Origin of the sequence: Pseudomonas sp. NPDC086251, assembly GCF_044746405.1 — a bacterium.
Lineage (GTDB): Bacteria > Pseudomonadota > Gammaproteobacteria > Pseudomonadales > Pseudomonadaceae > Aquipseudomonas.
Window position 1 is genome coordinate 61,907 of record NZ_JBIVBY010000004.1, and the last position, 13,301, is coordinate 75,207.

The 13,301-nt window shown below is 59.0% G+C and carries 17 protein-coding genes; 9 read left to right on the forward strand and 8 right to left on the reverse strand.

Going from position 1 to position 13,301, the window contains the following annotated elements:
- The first annotated feature begins 53 nt into the window (after positions 1 to 53).
- Positions 54 to 1,025: a L,D-transpeptidase family protein gene (locus ACIPL2_RS07275; protein ID WP_401354413.1), complete on the forward strand. Its 972-nt coding sequence runs from the start codon at positions 54 to 56 to the stop codon at positions 1,023 to 1,025.
- 123 nt (positions 1,026 to 1,148) lie between these two features.
- Here ACIPL2_RS07275 and ACIPL2_RS07280 read toward each other — a convergent pair whose 3' ends face one another.
- Entirely contained in the window at positions 1,149 to 1,400 is a 252-nt protein-coding gene (locus ACIPL2_RS07280) for an Lpp/OprI family alanine-zipper lipoprotein (RefSeq protein ID WP_401354416.1), read from the reverse strand.
- 638 nt (positions 1,401 to 2,038) lie between these two features.
- Here ACIPL2_RS07280 and ACIPL2_RS07285 point away from each other — a divergent pair.
- Positions 2,039 to 2,326 carry a GNAT family N-acetyltransferase gene (locus ACIPL2_RS07285; protein WP_020800382.1) on the forward strand — a complete coding sequence of 96 codons (288 nt, stop codon included), beginning with the start codon at positions 2,039 to 2,041 and terminating at the stop codon, positions 2,324 to 2,326.
- Between the two features lie 61 nt (positions 2,327 to 2,387).
- Here ACIPL2_RS07285 and ACIPL2_RS07290 read toward each other — a convergent pair whose 3' ends face one another.
- Both ACIPL2_RS07290 and ACIPL2_RS07295 read right to left on the reverse strand, forming a co-directional pair.
- Positions 2,388 to 3,464, reverse strand: a complete 1,077-nt coding sequence (locus ACIPL2_RS07290; RefSeq protein ID WP_059403656.1) for a 3-deoxy-7-phosphoheptulonate synthase — start codon at positions 3,462 to 3,464, stop codon at positions 2,388 to 2,390.
- 128 nt (positions 3,465 to 3,592) lie between these two features.
- A complete protein-coding gene (locus tag ACIPL2_RS07295; RefSeq protein ID WP_059403655.1) occupies positions 3,593 to 4,036 on the reverse strand; it encodes a PilZ domain-containing protein in 444 nt (147 codons plus the stop codon).
- Between ACIPL2_RS07295 and ACIPL2_RS07300 the strand changes: the two genes are divergently transcribed.
- The 5 genes from ACIPL2_RS07300 (at position 4,035) to cysB (ending at position 8,016) form a co-directional block, all read left to right on the forward strand.
- On the forward strand, positions 4,035 to 4,421 hold the full coding sequence (locus ACIPL2_RS07300; protein WP_401354419.1) for a thioredoxin family protein: 387 nt from the start codon (positions 4,035 to 4,037) through the stop codon (positions 4,419 to 4,421). The two genes, ACIPL2_RS07295 and ACIPL2_RS07300, sit on opposite strands and share 2 nt — an antisense overlap.
- Positions 4,418 to 5,374, forward strand: a complete 957-nt coding sequence (locus tag ACIPL2_RS07305) for a putative 2-dehydropantoate 2-reductase (RefSeq protein ID WP_401354421.1) — start codon at positions 4,418 to 4,420, stop codon at positions 5,372 to 5,374. The genes ACIPL2_RS07300 and ACIPL2_RS07305 overlap by 4 nt, the downstream gene beginning before the upstream one ends.
- Before the next feature lie 25 nt (positions 5,375 to 5,399).
- Positions 5,400 to 6,305, forward strand: a complete 906-nt coding sequence (locus ACIPL2_RS07310) for a 5'-nucleotidase (protein ID WP_059403653.1) — start codon at positions 5,400 to 5,402, stop codon at positions 6,303 to 6,305.
- A 95-nt stretch (positions 6,306 to 6,400) separates the two neighbouring features.
- Complete coding sequence (locus ACIPL2_RS07315) at positions 6,401 to 6,904, forward strand: universal stress protein (protein ID WP_401354423.1); 504 nt, start codon at positions 6,401 to 6,403, stop codon at positions 6,902 to 6,904.
- Positions 6,905 to 7,041: 137 nt separating this feature from the next.
- Entirely contained in the window at positions 7,042 to 8,016 is a 975-nt protein-coding gene (gene cysB, locus ACIPL2_RS07320) for an HTH-type transcriptional regulator CysB (protein ID WP_008148549.1), read from the forward strand.
- An 8-nt stretch (positions 8,017 to 8,024) separates the two neighbouring features.
- Here cysB and ACIPL2_RS07325 read toward each other — a convergent pair whose 3' ends face one another.
- Together ACIPL2_RS07325 and ACIPL2_RS07330 are read right to left on the reverse strand one after the other, a co-directional pair.
- Entirely contained in the window at positions 8,025 to 8,507 is a 483-nt protein-coding gene (locus ACIPL2_RS07325) for a transcription elongation factor GreAB (RefSeq protein WP_401354426.1), read from the reverse strand.
- Between the two features lie 2 nt (positions 8,508 to 8,509).
- On the reverse strand, positions 8,510 to 8,920 hold the full coding sequence (locus ACIPL2_RS07330; protein ID WP_401354428.1) for a hypothetical protein: 411 nt from the start codon (positions 8,918 to 8,920) through the stop codon (positions 8,510 to 8,512).
- A gap of 124 nt (positions 8,921 to 9,044) precedes the next feature.
- Between ACIPL2_RS07330 and earP the strand changes: the two genes are divergently transcribed.
- Positions 9,045 to 10,187: an elongation factor P maturation arginine rhamnosyltransferase EarP gene (earP, locus tag ACIPL2_RS07335; RefSeq protein ID WP_401354431.1), complete on the forward strand. Its 1,143-nt coding sequence runs from the start codon at positions 9,045 to 9,047 to the stop codon at positions 10,185 to 10,187.
- A gap of 48 nt (positions 10,188 to 10,235) precedes the next feature.
- Entirely contained in the window at positions 10,236 to 10,805 is a 570-nt protein-coding gene (locus ACIPL2_RS07340; RefSeq protein WP_007943632.1) for an elongation factor P, read from the forward strand.
- Positions 10,806 to 10,982: 177 nt separating this feature from the next.
- Here the strand turns inward: ACIPL2_RS07340 and ACIPL2_RS07345 are convergent, their stop codons facing one another.
- From ACIPL2_RS07345 to ACIPL2_RS07355, 3 genes are all read right to left on the reverse strand, one after another.
- Positions 10,983 to 11,999 carry an alpha/beta hydrolase gene (locus tag ACIPL2_RS07345; protein WP_059403648.1) on the reverse strand — a complete coding sequence of 339 codons (1,017 nt, stop codon included), beginning with the start codon at positions 11,997 to 11,999 and terminating at the stop codon, positions 10,983 to 10,985.
- A 32-nt stretch (positions 12,000 to 12,031) separates the two neighbouring features.
- Positions 12,032 to 12,451: an organic hydroperoxide resistance protein gene (locus ACIPL2_RS07350; RefSeq protein WP_214377271.1), complete on the reverse strand. Its 420-nt coding sequence runs from the start codon at positions 12,449 to 12,451 to the stop codon at positions 12,032 to 12,034.
- Positions 12,452 to 12,805: 354 nt separating this feature from the next.
- On the reverse strand, positions 12,806 to 13,267 hold the full coding sequence (locus ACIPL2_RS07355; RefSeq protein ID WP_401354792.1) for a MarR family winged helix-turn-helix transcriptional regulator: 462 nt from the start codon (positions 13,265 to 13,267) through the stop codon (positions 12,806 to 12,808).
- Between the last annotated feature and the right edge of the window lie 34 nt (positions 13,268 to 13,301).

Here is a 13,301-nt window from a genome sequence, read left to right on the forward strand (position 1 = left end):
CGGTGTACAATCCCGTTTTTATACCCTTGTCGATCATGCGAAGGATTTTCCGGATGTTGCCGCGTTTTCCTGCCGTCACCCGCTGCCTGACTCTTGCCGCCCTCTGTGTGGCCGGTCCCGCTTCAGCATTGGAGCTGCCTCTGCCACCGCCCGGTGAAGACATCATCGGCCAGGTGCAGGTCATCAAGGCCAAGTACGAAGATACCTTCGCCGACCTTGGTACCACTTACGATCTGGGCTATTCGGAAATGCTTGCGGCCAACCCGGGCGTCGACGCCTGGCTGCCGGGCGCCGGCACCGAAATCATTCTGCCGACGCGGTTTATCCTGCCACCGGGCCCGCGCGAAGGCATCGTGATCAACCTGGCCGAGTACCGCCTCTATTACTACCCGAAAGGCCGGAACGTGGTGTACACCTTCCCGCTGGGCATCGGTCGTGAGGGTTGGGGTTCGCCGATCGCCCACACCACCATCACCGCCAAGACGCCGAACCCGACCTGGACTCCTCCAGCGTCGATCAAGGCCGAGCACTTGGCCGATGGTGACCCGTTGCCGAATGTGGTGCCGGCCGGCCCGGATAACCCGTTGGGGCCGTTCAAGTTCAGCCTGGGCACACCGGGCTACCTGATTCATGGTTCGAACAAAAAATTCGGCATCGGCATGCGCACCAGCCATGGCTGCTTCCGCATGTTCAACAACAACGTGCTGGAAATGGCCAGCATGGTGCCGGTCGGTACGTCGGTGCGGATCATCAACGACCCGTACAAGTTCGGTATCAGCGCCGGCAAGGTCTATCTCGAAGCGCACACGCCGCTGGACGACAACGGCAACCCGTCGGTGGTCGACAAGCACACCGCGGTGATCAACGCGATGCTCAAGCGTGAAGACATTACCAACAACTTGCGCATGAACTGGGATGTGGTGCGTGACGTCGTGGCGGCTGAAGATGGCCTGCCGGTGGAAATCGCCGTGCCCAATACCTCTGCGCCGATGGTGACGAGCGCGCCGATCGACCCGCTGCAGTAACGCTTGAAAGGAACCCGCCGACGCCAACTGCGTCGGCGGGTTTTTTATGGCCTGGACAAAACACCGGGCCATAAAAAAGCCGACCCAAGAATGGGTCGGCTTGATAACAATCCCGAGGGACTATTACTTGCGGCTAGCTTTGTCCAGCATGCGCAGAGCACGCTCGTTAGCTTCGTCAGCAGTCTGTTGTGCTTTTTGAGCAGCAGCCAGAGCTACATCCGCATTACGGTAAGCGTCGTCTGCACGATCCTGGGAGCGAGCAGCTGCGTCTTCAGTAGCTGTAAGACGTGCTACGGTTTCTTTCGATGCGCTGCTGCAACCGGTAGCCAGAACTGCGGCCAGAGCCAGAGCAGAGAATTTCAGAACGTTGTTCATCGTGTTCCCCTTCAAGGACTTTCTATTAAGTAGCTGTCTCCTCAGAGTGAGGAAATAGCCGGCGTACATACTACCCAATACTTGTCGTAAGTAAACTGACGTAAAGCAAGAAGCAAAAAAAATTGTAGGCGTTGATTCTTTTTCGAGCAACTTTTAACTGCGTTGTTTAAAAAATACCCAGCTGGGAGGCCCGAGATGAGCGAGCCGGCAAAGAAAAGTTCCCCGCGCTCGCTAGTCTTTTCGCCCTATTGGCTAAACTCTGTCTAGATGGATTCGTCTACACTTTTGTTCGGATTTCGTGCGACGCCTCTCATATCTTTCTCCATGTTCAGGTGACTTTAACAAAGGGCGCTCGTCTTAAGTCTCAACATCCGGCAATGTTCAGGCTATCGACCTTCAGCGACATTCGGTCGAGCCTTCCCTGCGTGACCCGGAGCAGCACCCGCCACCCAGCATGATGACGAGCGTACCTTGAGCATTTTTGCCAATGGTGCCTACTATTTGATACGTGCTCGGTTGCGCGAGATCGGTGCAGCTCTTCTCGGTGTCCATTCAGGCACGAGGTGGCGTAGATGTTCCTTCGCCGGAAAAACATCGGTAAGGTAGGGGTCAGAATTCAAGACCCGCGAGGAGTAGTGATGAGCGAGGCGTTGTCCATCCACCATGACCAGGCTGGTCATCAGTTCGAGACCAATGTGGACGGTCATCGTGCCTACCTGACCTATATGGATCTGGGGAAACAGACCCTGGATATCTATCGCACGTTTGTGCCCAACGCACTGCGGGGACGCGGCATCGCTGCGGCATTGACCGAGCAGGCGCTGCAGTACGCCGAGGAAATGGGCTATACCGTCATTCCATCGTGCTCCTACGTGGAGCGCTACATGGAGCGTCATCAGCGGCACGCTGCGAAACTGAGCCAGTAAACGCTACGCATAAAAAAACGCCGGGTTAGCCCGGCGTTTTTTTGTGCCCAAAAAACAACGATCAGCTGCGATCGCGTTTCGGCAGCACGTCCTTGAGCTTGGCGTGCATGCTGCGCAAGGTGTTTTCGGTCGCGGACCAATCGATGCAGGCATCGGTGATCGACACACCGTATTGCAGGTCGGCGAGGTCTTTCGGGATCGACTGGCAGCCCCAGTTCAGGTGGCTTTCAACCATCAGGCCGATGATCGACTTGTTGCCTTCGAGGATCTGGTTGGCGACGTTCTCCATCACCAGCGGTTGCAGGGCCGGGTCCTTGTTGGAGTTGGCGTGGCTGCAATCGACCATGATGTTCGGCTTGATCTTCGCTTTGTTCAGCGCTTGCTCGCAGAGCGCGACGCTGACCGAATCGTAGTTCGGCTTGCCGTTGCCACCGCGCAGCACCACGTGACCGTAGGCGTTGCCCTTGGTGGTGACGATCGACACGCCACCTTCCTGGTTGATGCCCAGGAAACGGTGCGGGCTGGAAACCGACTGCAAGGCGTTGATCGCCACGGTCAGGCCGCCGTCGGTGCCGTTCTTGAAGCCGACAGCCGAGGACAGGCCGGACGCCATTTCACGGTGAGTCTGGGATTCGGTGGTGCGTGCGCCGATGGCCGACCAGCTGATCAGGTCCTGCAGGTACTGCGGGGAGATCGGGTCGAGGGCTTCGGTCGCGGTCGGCAGGCCCATTTCAGCCAGGTCCAGCAGCAGCTGGCGGCCAATGTGCAGACCGTCCTGAATCTTGAACGAGTCGTCCAGGTACGGGTCGTTGATCAAACCTTTCCAGCCGACCGTGGTGCGTGGCTTCTCGAAATACACGCGCATGACCAGATACAAGGTATCGGACACTTCCGCCGCGAGGGCCTTGAGGCGCTCGGCGTATTCGTGGGCGGCCTTGATGTCGTGGATCGAGCAAGGCCCGATAACCACGAACAGCCGGTGGTCGGTGCCATCAAGAATGTTGCGAATGACTTCGCGACCCTTGGTGACGGTGCGCAGGGCAGCGTCGCTCAGAGGGATATCACGCTTGAGCTGATCAGGAGTGATCAGCGTCTCGTTGGAGGCGACGTTTAGGTCGTTGATCGGTAAATCAGCCATCGTTTACTCGTCAGGTCACGGGTGCCGGCCGCCAGCGAACCCGCGCGGCGGAGCACAGCAAATTAAGCGCGTCGGGGAGCCGAACCTTAGCGCGTTAGGCGCCTTCTCGACAATGGGCAGACACCGGTTTAATCCAGCACAGCCTGCGCAAATGCCCTGCGAACCGTCTCGTGGGAGAACTCGTCGGCATGCTGCTGGACCCATTCGAGGGCCAGGGCCTGAGTTTCCTGCAGGTCATCGTGCGCGTCGTGCAGGCGACAGTAGCGCTCGATCTGAACCACCTGTTCACCCATTCGCGCACTGAACATCATCTGCTCGTCAACAAACGCAATGCCCACCAGATAGCCGCGCTTGCGGCGCAGGCACCAGGCCACATAGCCCAGAAAACGCAGGTCGGGGTTCAACGTCGGCATGCGCACTTCCAGCGCCGTGCCGTGGCGCCAGGCGCGGTGGTAATTGCAAGCCATGCCCCCGAGGCTGATAGTGTGCAGCTGTTGCCGAGAAATACACTCAGGTTTGAGCAACGTTAATTCGACGGGTACATCGTCAGGATGAGGAATAAAACGTCCCATGAGCACGGACTCCATGTGTCGGCCATCTGACATTGTTTCCCCCAGTATAGTGGTCGAATTGGAACTGACCGATTTCGACGCCGACCAACGGCTGCTGGCGATGAGCGGGGTTTCGCTGGTGATCTTCACCAGCGTCGGCTGCGCCAGTTGCCGTTTTGCCCGTGAGCAATTGCCACGGCTCGATCTGCAGGTCGACCGACTGTGCTGGATCGATGCCGGGAACAATGGGGGCGTGGTCGAGCGTTATCAGGTCTTTCATTTGCCGGCGCTGTTTGTGGTGCGCGACGGTGAGTTCTTCGGGGCACTTAAATCACGCCTGACCAGCACCGAGCTGAATGCGGCCGTGGGTCAGGCACTGAGTCAAATTGCAGAGGAGTTGCCATGATGGGGGCAGTTGCCAAACCGACCATCGGTATTATCGGAACCGGCGCGATCGGCGGGTTCTACGGGTTGATGCTGGCGCGCGCCGGCTTCGATGTGCATTTTCTGTTGCGCAGCGAATTTTCTGCGGTGGCCGAACGTGGGTTGCAACTCGACAGCGCGGTGCACGGCGCGTTGACGTTGAATCCGGTCCAGGTCTATTCGACGGCTGAGGACATGCCACCCTGCGACTGGCTGCTGGTGGGCGCGAAGACCACCAACAATGCGGACCTGGCGCCGGCCATCATTCAAGCCGCCGCCCCGAATGCCAAGGTGCTGCTGTTGCAGAATGGCCTGGACGTTGAAGACAGCCTGCGCGAATGGCTTCCCGAGTCGTTGCACCTGCTCGGCGGGCTGTGCTTTATCTGCGTGCACCGCGAGGGGCCCGGCGTGATCACCCATCAGGCGCTCGGCGCGGTGAATGTCGGCTACCACAGCGGTCTGGCCGTTGATGAGCAGGCGCGCTTGGCGATTGTCGAGGAAGGCGCCGGGCTGTTCCGCGCCGCCGGCATCGATTCCCATGCGATGCCGAATTTACATCAGGCGCGCTGGCAGAAACTGGTCTGGAATGTCCCTTACAACGGTCTGTCGGTGCTGCTCGGTGCCAGCACCACGCCGCTTATGGCCGATGCCGACAGCCGGGAGCTGATCAAGGCGCTGATGGCCGAAGTGGTTCAGGGGGCCAAGGCCTGCGGGCACGACATGCCGGCCGGTTATGCCGACCACCTGTTCATGGTGACCGAGAAGATGCCCGACTACTGGCCGAGCATGTACCACGATTTCTTGCACAAGCGTCCGCTGGAGCTGGCGGCGATTTACGCCCGGCCATTGGCGGCGGCCAAAGCGGCGGGGTGCGAGTTGCCGCGCATCGAAGCCTTGTATCGCAGTTTGAGTTTTATCGATCGACGTAACACTTGAGTCGATCAACCTGAGGGGGAAGGGCATGGCAAAGACTATCGACGACAAGCTGGTGCTGGCGATTTCGTCACGCGCGCTGTTCGACTTGAGCGAAAGCCACAAGGTCTATCTGTCGAGTGGCGTCGAGGCCTATCGGCAATATCAGATCGAACACGAAGACGAAATTCTCGAGCCCGGTGACGCTTTTCCGTTGGTGCAAAAACTCCTCAACCTGAACACCAGCCTCGGCCGCGCCCGGGTCGAGGTGATCCTGGTGTCGCGCAACAGTGCCGACACCGGCCTGCGGGTGTTCAACTCGATTCATCATTATGGGCTGGCGATTTCCCGCGCGGCGTTTGTCGGCGGGCGCAGTCCTTATCCGTACCTCAAGGCCTTTGGCTGCGACCTGTTTCTCTCGACCCACGCCGAAGACGTGCGCAGCGCACTGGATGCGGGATTCGCCGCGGCGACCATTCTGTCCGGGGGCGCCAGCCGTGCGGCCAGCGATGAATTGCGCATTGCCTTCGACGGCGACGCGGTGCTGTTTTCCGATGAGTCGGAGCGGGTTTACCAGGCCGGTGGCCTGGAAGCGTTTCAGGCCAGCGAACGTGAAGCCGCCCGCGAGCCGTTGCGCGGAGGCCCGTTCAAAGGCTTTCTCGCGGCGCTCAATCTGTTGCAGCGCGAGTTCCCGGATGACGCCTGTCCGATCCGCACCGCGCTGGTGACGGCGCGATCGGCGCCGGCCCATGAGCGGGTGATTCGCACCTTGCGCGAGTGGGATATTCGTCTGGACGAGTCGCTGTTTCTCGGCGGCCTGACCAAGTCGGCCTTCCTCGAAGCCTTTGCCGCCGACGTGTTTTTCGACGATCAGGCCGGCCATTGCGAGTTGGCCCGCGAAGTCGTCGCCACCGGTCACGTACCCCATGGCATAAGCAACGAGCAAAAAGTTTAAGCCCGCCGTTCAACGCGTTACGCCAACCGTCGTACTCGCCAAGGCACTGCTAAGCTGAATCAATCTCCGCCATTGTTGGCACTCGAGGAGGTCATATGATTCGTTCGATGCTGTATGCCACTGACCTCGGCCTGTACGCACCTTTGGTGATGCAGCATGCCCTGGCACTGGCTCGGACATTCAATGCCGACCTGTATGTGGTGCATGCGGTTGAGCCCATGGGATTGTTTGCCGAGTCAGTTCTTCAAAGTTACCTCGACGAGCAGGCGCTGAACGAGTTTCACAGTCAGGGCCTGAACACCGTCATTGCCAATATCGAGCAGCGGGTGCTCGACAGCTTTCGTGAAGAACTGGGGGACGAGGGCGCGCAGGATCTGGAGCGGATACAAGCGGTGCGGGTGCTTCAGGGCGATCCGTCGCAGGTGATTCTCGACCAGGCGCAGAAACTCTCTGTGGATTTGTTGATCGTAGGTAGTCATAGCCATGGTGCTGGCGCGGATACGCCTTTGGGCCGGACCGCTGCGCGGGTGTTGCAGTTGGCCAGAGTGCCGGTCTATCTGGTGCCGCTGGTGGAACGCCGTCGCCAAGGGGATCGTTAGTGTCCTGCCTCGCCCATACACCAGGGCACGAATAGTGGCGGTTTGATAAAAAAGTTCTAGATTTATTCTTCAAACCATTAATATAGTTATATACCGTCGCTGATGCCCGTGGCGTCTACCTGCTTTGAGGGATTCATATGAAGCTTCAACAACTGCGCTACATCTGGGAAGTGGCGCACCACGACCTCAACGTTTCCGCTACAGCCCAAAGCCTTTACACCTCGCAACCGGGCATCAGCAAACAGATCCGACTGCTGGAAGACGAATTGGGCGTTGAGGTTTTCGCGCGCAGCGGCAAGCACCTGACCCGCGTCACCCCGGCCGGCGAGCGCATCATCACCACCGCCGGCGAGATCCTGCGCAAGGTTGAAAGCATCAAGCAGATCGCCCAGGAATTCTCCAACGAGAAGAAGGGCACCCTGTCGATCGCCACCACGCACACTCAGGCGCGTTATGCGCTGCCGCCGGTGATCAGTAATTTCATCAAGCAATACCCGGACGTGGCCCTGCACATGCACCAGGGTTCGCCGATGCAAATCGCCGAAATGGCCGCTGACGGCACCGTTGATTTCGCCATCGCCACCGAAGCCCTGGAGCTGTTCGGTGATCTGGTGATGATGCCGTGCTACCGCTGGAACCGCTGCGTGGTCGTGCCTCAGGGACACCCGCTGACCAAGCTGTCGAAGCTGACCCTCGAAGCCCTGGCTGAATACCCGATCGTGACGTACGTCTTCGGTTTCACCGGCCGTTCGAAGCTCGACGAAGCGTTCAGCCATCGCGGCCTGACACCCAAAGTGGTGTTCACCGCCGCCGACGCCGACGTCATCAAGACGTACGTTCGCTTGGGCCTGGGCGTGGGCATCGTGGCGAAGATGGCGGTCGATGCCAAACTCGACAGCGACCTGGTCATGCTCGATGCCAGCGATTTGTTCGAATCAAGCATTACCAAAATCGGTTTCCGTCGCGGCACCTTCCTGCGGGGCTTCATGTGCGACTTCATCGAGAAGTTCGCGCCGCACCTGACCCGCGAAGTGATGGCCAAGGCCATCCAGTGCCACAACAAGCAGGAACTGGAAGAGCTGTTCGACGGCGTCGAACTGCCGGTCCACTAACGCCCTGTCTAGACCACCTCGGTGACAGCAAACTGTTGCCGAGCACCCGCCACCAGAATCTCCACTTCGTCCCCTTCGAACTTGCCCAGCAGGCTCTTGCCCAGCGGCGAGCGAGGGGTGATGACGGTCACGATTTGCCCCACCAGGTCGACCTTCAATCCGGCCGCATCCGGGGCCAGGAACAGCCATTGCTCGCGACCCTTTTCGTCTTCCAGACCGAGCAGGGCGCCCACTTCGATGCCACGCTGATCGTCATAAGGGCGCAGGCTCAGGTTCTGGCACAGCGTCAGTGAGTGCCTGATTTCTTCCACCCGTTTGGCCTGGCCGGCGGCCAGATAAGACGCCTCCAGTCCAAGGGTGTCGTACTTGTTTTCGGCGATGTTTTCTTCGTGGGTCGCGGTTTCGTAAGCGGTTTGCGCGGCCCGTTCGGCGATGTCGAGATCGACGCGCAGCTTGTCGAGAATCAATTGGTGGACGATTTGCTTATTCATGATCAATCGCAGAATTGCAGGACATTGGCGCGGCTTTTTTCGCTGGGTGCGTTCTGGTCCTGTTGCAACCAGAACTGGCATTTAGGGTTCGACAGATTGCGACCCGTGCTGCGGGCCTGATCGAGCCGTTGCTGCTGCTCGTTCTTGCGCAGGTTCTGTTCGTACTGTTCGAATATCGGGCTCTGCGGCGGAAGATCCGGTTCCGGTTGCACCACCACCGGTGGCTTGGCCAGTTGCTCCACGGCTGCCGCGACAGGCGCCAGTTGTTCGCTGAACAACAGGCGAGAGGCGAGCCAGCAGGTCAGCGCAATGGCGATGAATCCGACCCATAAACCCAGGGCAATGCTGCCGGTCAGTTGCAGGGCGCTGAGCTGGATCGGCAAGGGGCGGCGCGGGGTTGGACGGTAGGGCATGGCTGCCTCCTGGCGGATGGTCGCGGGCAAGTGGCGATTGTCGCATGAAGATTAATCGCCGTCGGCTCTTCTGCACGGGGTAATTTATGCGGACAATCGGCGCCTTTGCCAACGGGAGCCTGGAATGCCTGAATTGAAAACCCGCTGGGATATTTTTTGCACGGTGGTCGACAACTTTGGCGACATCGGTGTGACCTGGCGTCTGGCCCGCCAACTGGTGGCCGAACATTCACTGGAGGTGCGCTTGTGGGTCGATGATCTGCGAGCCTTCGAGCGCATGTGCCCGGAAATCGACATCCACGCTTCACAGCAGTGGCAGCAGGGCGTCGAAGTGCGTCAGTGGACGGCCGACTGGCAACTCACCGAAGCCGCCGATGTGGTGATCGCCGCATTCGCCTGCCAGTTGCCGAGTGCCTACATGGACGCCATGGCCGAACGGGCGACGCCGCCGCTGTGGATGAACCTCGACTATCTGAGTGCCGAGGACTGGATCATCGGCTGCCACGGCTTGCCGTCGGTGAAGTACAAGAGCGTGCAGAAGTTCTTTTTCTTCCCGGGGTTCCAGAAGGGCACCGGTGGCTTGCTGCGTGAGCGCGGATTGCTGGAGCGGCGTCGGCAGTTTCAGCAAAGCCCGGAGGCCCAGCGAGCATTCCTGCAAGGTCTGGGGATTGATCGCGCGCCGGGTGCGCAGTTGATCTCATTGTTTGCCTACGAAAATACCGGGCTGGCCAGTTGGCTCGACGCCATGGCCACCGATTCGACGCCCACTCATCTGTTGGTGCCGGAAGGTCGAGTGCTTGGGGACGTCGAGCGTTGGCTCGGTGTAGACGGCCTGGCCGCCGGCGCCGTGCATGTGCGCGACGCCTTGACCGTGCAAGTCATGCCGTTCGTCCGACAGGACCAGTACGATCTGTTGCTCTGGAGCTGCGATTTCAACGCCGTACGCGGTGAAGATTCCTTTGTCCGCGCTCAATGGGCAGGTCGCCCGCTGCTCTGGCACATCTATCAGCAGGAAGAAGATGTGCACCTGGACAAGCTCGAAGCGTTCCTGGCGTTGTACATAAAAGGCCTTTCGGCGCCCGCCAGCGAGGCGATCAGCGGTCTATGGCGAGCGTGGAATGCCGGCGACAATATGGCCGGGCACTGGCAATCAACCCGAAAACACTGGCCGGAACTGCAAAAGCATGCCGAAGCGTGGTGTCTGGAACAGGCCTTGCAGGCCGATCTTGCCGCAGCGCTGGTACAGTTTTATGTAAATTGGATATGATACGCGGCCTAGATTTTTGTAAATCCCATCCAAATTCGGATATTCGCAATGAAAACTGGTAAAGAACTGAAACCCGGTACCGTGATCCGTCTCGAAAACGATCCTTGGCTGGTTCAGAAAGCTGAATTCACCAAGTCCGGTCGTAACAGCGCGATCATGAAGACCAAGTTGAAAAACCTGCTGACCGGTTACAAGACCGAGATCGTCTACAGCGCCGATGACAAACTGGACGACGTGATCCTCGACCGCAAAGAAGCGACCCTGTCGTTCATCAGCGGCGACACCTACACGTTCATGGACACCACTGACTACACCATGTACGAACTGAACGCTGAAGACATCGAAGCCGTTCTGCCTTTCGTTGAAGAAGGCATGACTGATGTTTGCGAAGCGATCTTCTTCGAAGAGCGTCTGGTTTCCGTAGAACTGCCGACCACTATCGTGCGTCAGGTTGACTACACCGAAGGTTCCGCTCGCGGCGACACTTCCGGCAAGGTGATGAAGCCTGCCAAACTGAAGAACGGTACCGAGCTGTCGGTTGCTGACTTCATCGAAATCGGCGACATGATCGAGATCGATACCCGCGAAGGCGGTTCCTACAAAGGCCGTGCTAAATAAGCACAGCTTCAGGAATGAAAAAGCCCGACCATTGAGTCGGGCTTTTTTATGTGTTTTTTTTGAGTTCCCTGGCCTTGTAGGAGCGAGGCTTGCCCGCGAAGGCGATGCATCATCCAATATGGATGTCGACTGACACGGCGCCTTCGCGGGCAAGCCTCGCTCCTACAGGGGACGGTGTTATTTCTTCAGGTGTTGCTTGAGCTCTTCGGACGCCTGCAGCATCGCAGAGCGTACTTCCGGCACCTGACTCACCACGTTAAGCAAACCGTAGTCGTGAATCATGCCGTTGTAGCGAACCGACGTGACCGGCACACCCGCCTGGTCGAGTTTGCGCGCGTAGGCTTCACCTTCATCGCGCAGTACGTCGTTGCCCGCGGTCTGCACCAGCGCAGGTGGCAGGCCCTTGAGTTGCGCCGTGGTGGCTCGCAACGGCGAGGCGTAGATCTCGTTACGCTGCTTGGCGTCGGTGGTGTAGTTATCCCAGAACCACTTCATCGCATTTTTCGTCAGGAAGTGCCCCTCGGCAAACTGGTTGTAAGACGCCGTTTCAAAGTTTGCATCCGTCACCGGCCACAGCAATACCTGGAACTTGATCGCCGGTGTGCCCTTGTCTTTGGCCATCAGCGCAACCACGGCCGCCATGTTACCGCCGACGCTGTTACCGGCGACGGCCAGACGCTTGCCATCGACGTTGATTTCTTTCCCGTGCTCAGCCACCCATTGAGTCGCGGCATACGCCTGGTTGATCGCCACCGGGTAGTGCGCTTCCGGCGAAGGCGTGTAATTGACGAACACCGCCGCCGCACCCGAACCCACCACCAGGTCACGAACCAGACGTTCGTGAGTCGGGAAATCCCCCAGTACCCAGCCGCCGCCGTGGAAGAACATGAACACCGGCAGCTCGCCCTTGACCCCGGCCGGCCGGACGATGGTCAGGCTCAGCGGTTGGCCGTCGACTTGAATGGTCTTCTGGCTGACATCGGCTTTTGGCAACGTCAGCTTCACCCCGGCTTGAGCACCCACCAATACGGCGCGGGCATCTTTCGGGCTGAGCTGCTCAAGCGGCTTGCCGGTGCCCGCATTCAACACATCAAGAAACGCCTGGGTGTTGTGTTCAACCCCATCGCCTGCGAACGCGTTGCCGATGGACAAGGCGAGAAGGGTACCGGTCAAGACTTTGCTGAAAGTGTTCATGTTCGTTTCCTGTTCGGCCTGGTAATCAGCGGTTAGACGGTGACGTGCAGACGCACATCGACGTTGCCACGGGTGGCGTTGGAGTACGGGCAAACCTGGTGAGCAGCATCGACCAGGCTTTGCGCGTCGGCTTGTTCGAGACCCGGCAGGCTGACGTGCAGGTCGATGTCCAGGCCGAAACCGCCAGGGATCTGGCCGATGCCGACATGGGCGGTGATCGAGGCATCGTTGGGGATGCTGCGTTTGGTCTGGCTGGCGACGAACTTCAGCGCGCCGATGAAGCAGGCGGAGTAGCCGGCTGCGAACAGTTGCTCAGGGTTGGTCGCTGCGCCGCCGGCACCGCCAAGTTCTTTCGGGGTGGCCAGTTTGACGTCGAGGATGTTGTCGCTGGAAACCGCACGACCGTCACGGCCGCCAGTGGAGGTTGCGATTGCGGTGTAGAGAGTTTGCATGGTGCGAGCCTCGTTGGAGATTGGGTGTTTCGCGCTAAATGTTTGCGCGCTAAGTAAGTGCGAAGTAAATGTAGCTCGTGAATATTTTGCGCGCAAGATAAATTTTTGAAAAAGTTTGACGAAGGCTGATGAGCGCGCAAGCGACCAATCGCGAAAACATTGAGTTAGAGCTTGTGGAGCTGGATTTTTTGACTGAGGATTTTTTGGAGGAGGAGAGAAACGAAGTGGCACCCTAAATCAAATGTGGGAGCGGGCTTGCTCGCGAAAGCGGTGTGTCAGTCAACATTAATGCTGAATGTCTCACCGCTTTCGCGAGCAAGCCCGCTCCCACAAGGGATTTGTGAATGGCTGAGGTCAGAGACTGTCCTGGAGGTGGCGACGCAGTTCCTGCAACTCCGCTTGCAGCTTGCTCAATCTCTCCAGCGTCATCCCGCTGGCGCCGAGGATGCACTGGGGAATGTCCCGCGCCTTGTCCCGCAAGGCGCGGCCCTGCTCGGTGAGTTCGACAATCACCACCCGCTCGTCTTCGCGGCTGCGGGTGCGGCTGATCAAACCCTCGACTTCCAGGCGTTTGAGCAACGGCGTCATCGAGCCGGGATCGGTCAGCAGTCGCGTGCTGATTTCACCGACGGTCAAACCATCCTGTTCCCACAACACCATCATCGCCAGGTACTGCGGATAGGTCAGGCCCAGCGCTTGCAACAGCGGCTTGTAGACCTTGGTCATCATCAGCGAAGTGGAATGCAGGGCGAAGCAGGCCTGATTATCCAGCAGCAGGTGGTCGCAGTTCTCCGGGGTGTTGCGCTCGGTGGTCATGTCAAAGCCTTGATCAGTGATCATCAGAATCTAG

What these genes read in the sequence shown, in the direction of transcription:
- ACIPL2_RS07275 (WP_401354413.1), top strand. Translation starts at nt 54, where the DNA reads ATGTTGCCGCGTTTTCCTGCCGTCACCCGCTGCCTGACTCTTGCCGCC.
- ACIPL2_RS07280 (WP_401354416.1), bottom strand. Translation starts at nt 1,400, where the DNA reads ATGAACAACGTTCTGAAATTCTCTGCTCTGGCTCTGGCCGCAGTTCTG.
- ACIPL2_RS07285 (WP_020800382.1), top strand. Translation starts at nt 2,039, where the DNA reads ATGAGCGAGGCGTTGTCCATCCACCATGACCAGGCTGGTCATCAGTTC.
- ACIPL2_RS07290 (WP_059403656.1), bottom strand. Translation starts at nt 3,464, where the DNA reads ATGGCTGATTTACCGATCAACGACCTAAACGTCGCCTCCAACGAGACG.
- ACIPL2_RS07300 (WP_401354419.1), top strand. Translation starts at nt 4,035, where the DNA reads ATGAGCACGGACTCCATGTGTCGGCCATCTGACATTGTTTCCCCCAGT.
- ACIPL2_RS07295 (WP_059403655.1), bottom strand. Translation starts at nt 4,036, where the DNA reads ATGGGACGTTTTATTCCTCATCCTGACGATGTACCCGTCGAATTAACG.
- ACIPL2_RS07305 (WP_401354421.1), top strand. Translation starts at nt 4,418, where the DNA reads ATGATGGGGGCAGTTGCCAAACCGACCATCGGTATTATCGGAACCGGC.
- ACIPL2_RS07310 (WP_059403653.1), top strand. Translation starts at nt 5,400, where the DNA reads ATGGCAAAGACTATCGACGACAAGCTGGTGCTGGCGATTTCGTCACGC.
- ACIPL2_RS07315 (WP_401354423.1), top strand. Translation starts at nt 6,401, where the DNA reads ATGATTCGTTCGATGCTGTATGCCACTGACCTCGGCCTGTACGCACCT.
- cysB (WP_008148549.1), top strand. Translation starts at nt 7,042, where the DNA reads ATGAAGCTTCAACAACTGCGCTACATCTGGGAAGTGGCGCACCACGAC.
- ACIPL2_RS07325 (WP_401354426.1), bottom strand. Translation starts at nt 8,507, where the DNA reads ATGAATAAGCAAATCGTCCACCAATTGATTCTCGACAAGCTGCGCGTC.
- ACIPL2_RS07330 (WP_401354428.1), bottom strand. Translation starts at nt 8,920, where the DNA reads ATGCCCTACCGTCCAACCCCGCGCCGCCCCTTGCCGATCCAGCTCAGC.
- earP (WP_401354431.1), top strand. Translation starts at nt 9,045, where the DNA reads ATGCCTGAATTGAAAACCCGCTGGGATATTTTTTGCACGGTGGTCGAC.
- ACIPL2_RS07340 (WP_007943632.1), top strand. Translation starts at nt 10,236, where the DNA reads ATGAAAACTGGTAAAGAACTGAAACCCGGTACCGTGATCCGTCTCGAA.
- ACIPL2_RS07345 (WP_059403648.1), bottom strand. Translation starts at nt 11,999, where the DNA reads ATGAACACTTTCAGCAAAGTCTTGACCGGTACCCTTCTCGCCTTGTCC.
- ACIPL2_RS07350 (WP_214377271.1), bottom strand. Translation starts at nt 12,451, where the DNA reads ATGCAAACTCTCTACACCGCAATCGCAACCTCCACTGGCGGCCGTGAC.
- ACIPL2_RS07355 (WP_401354792.1), bottom strand. Translation starts at nt 13,267, where the DNA reads ATGACCACCGAGCGCAACACCCCGGAGAACTGCGACCACCTGCTGCTG.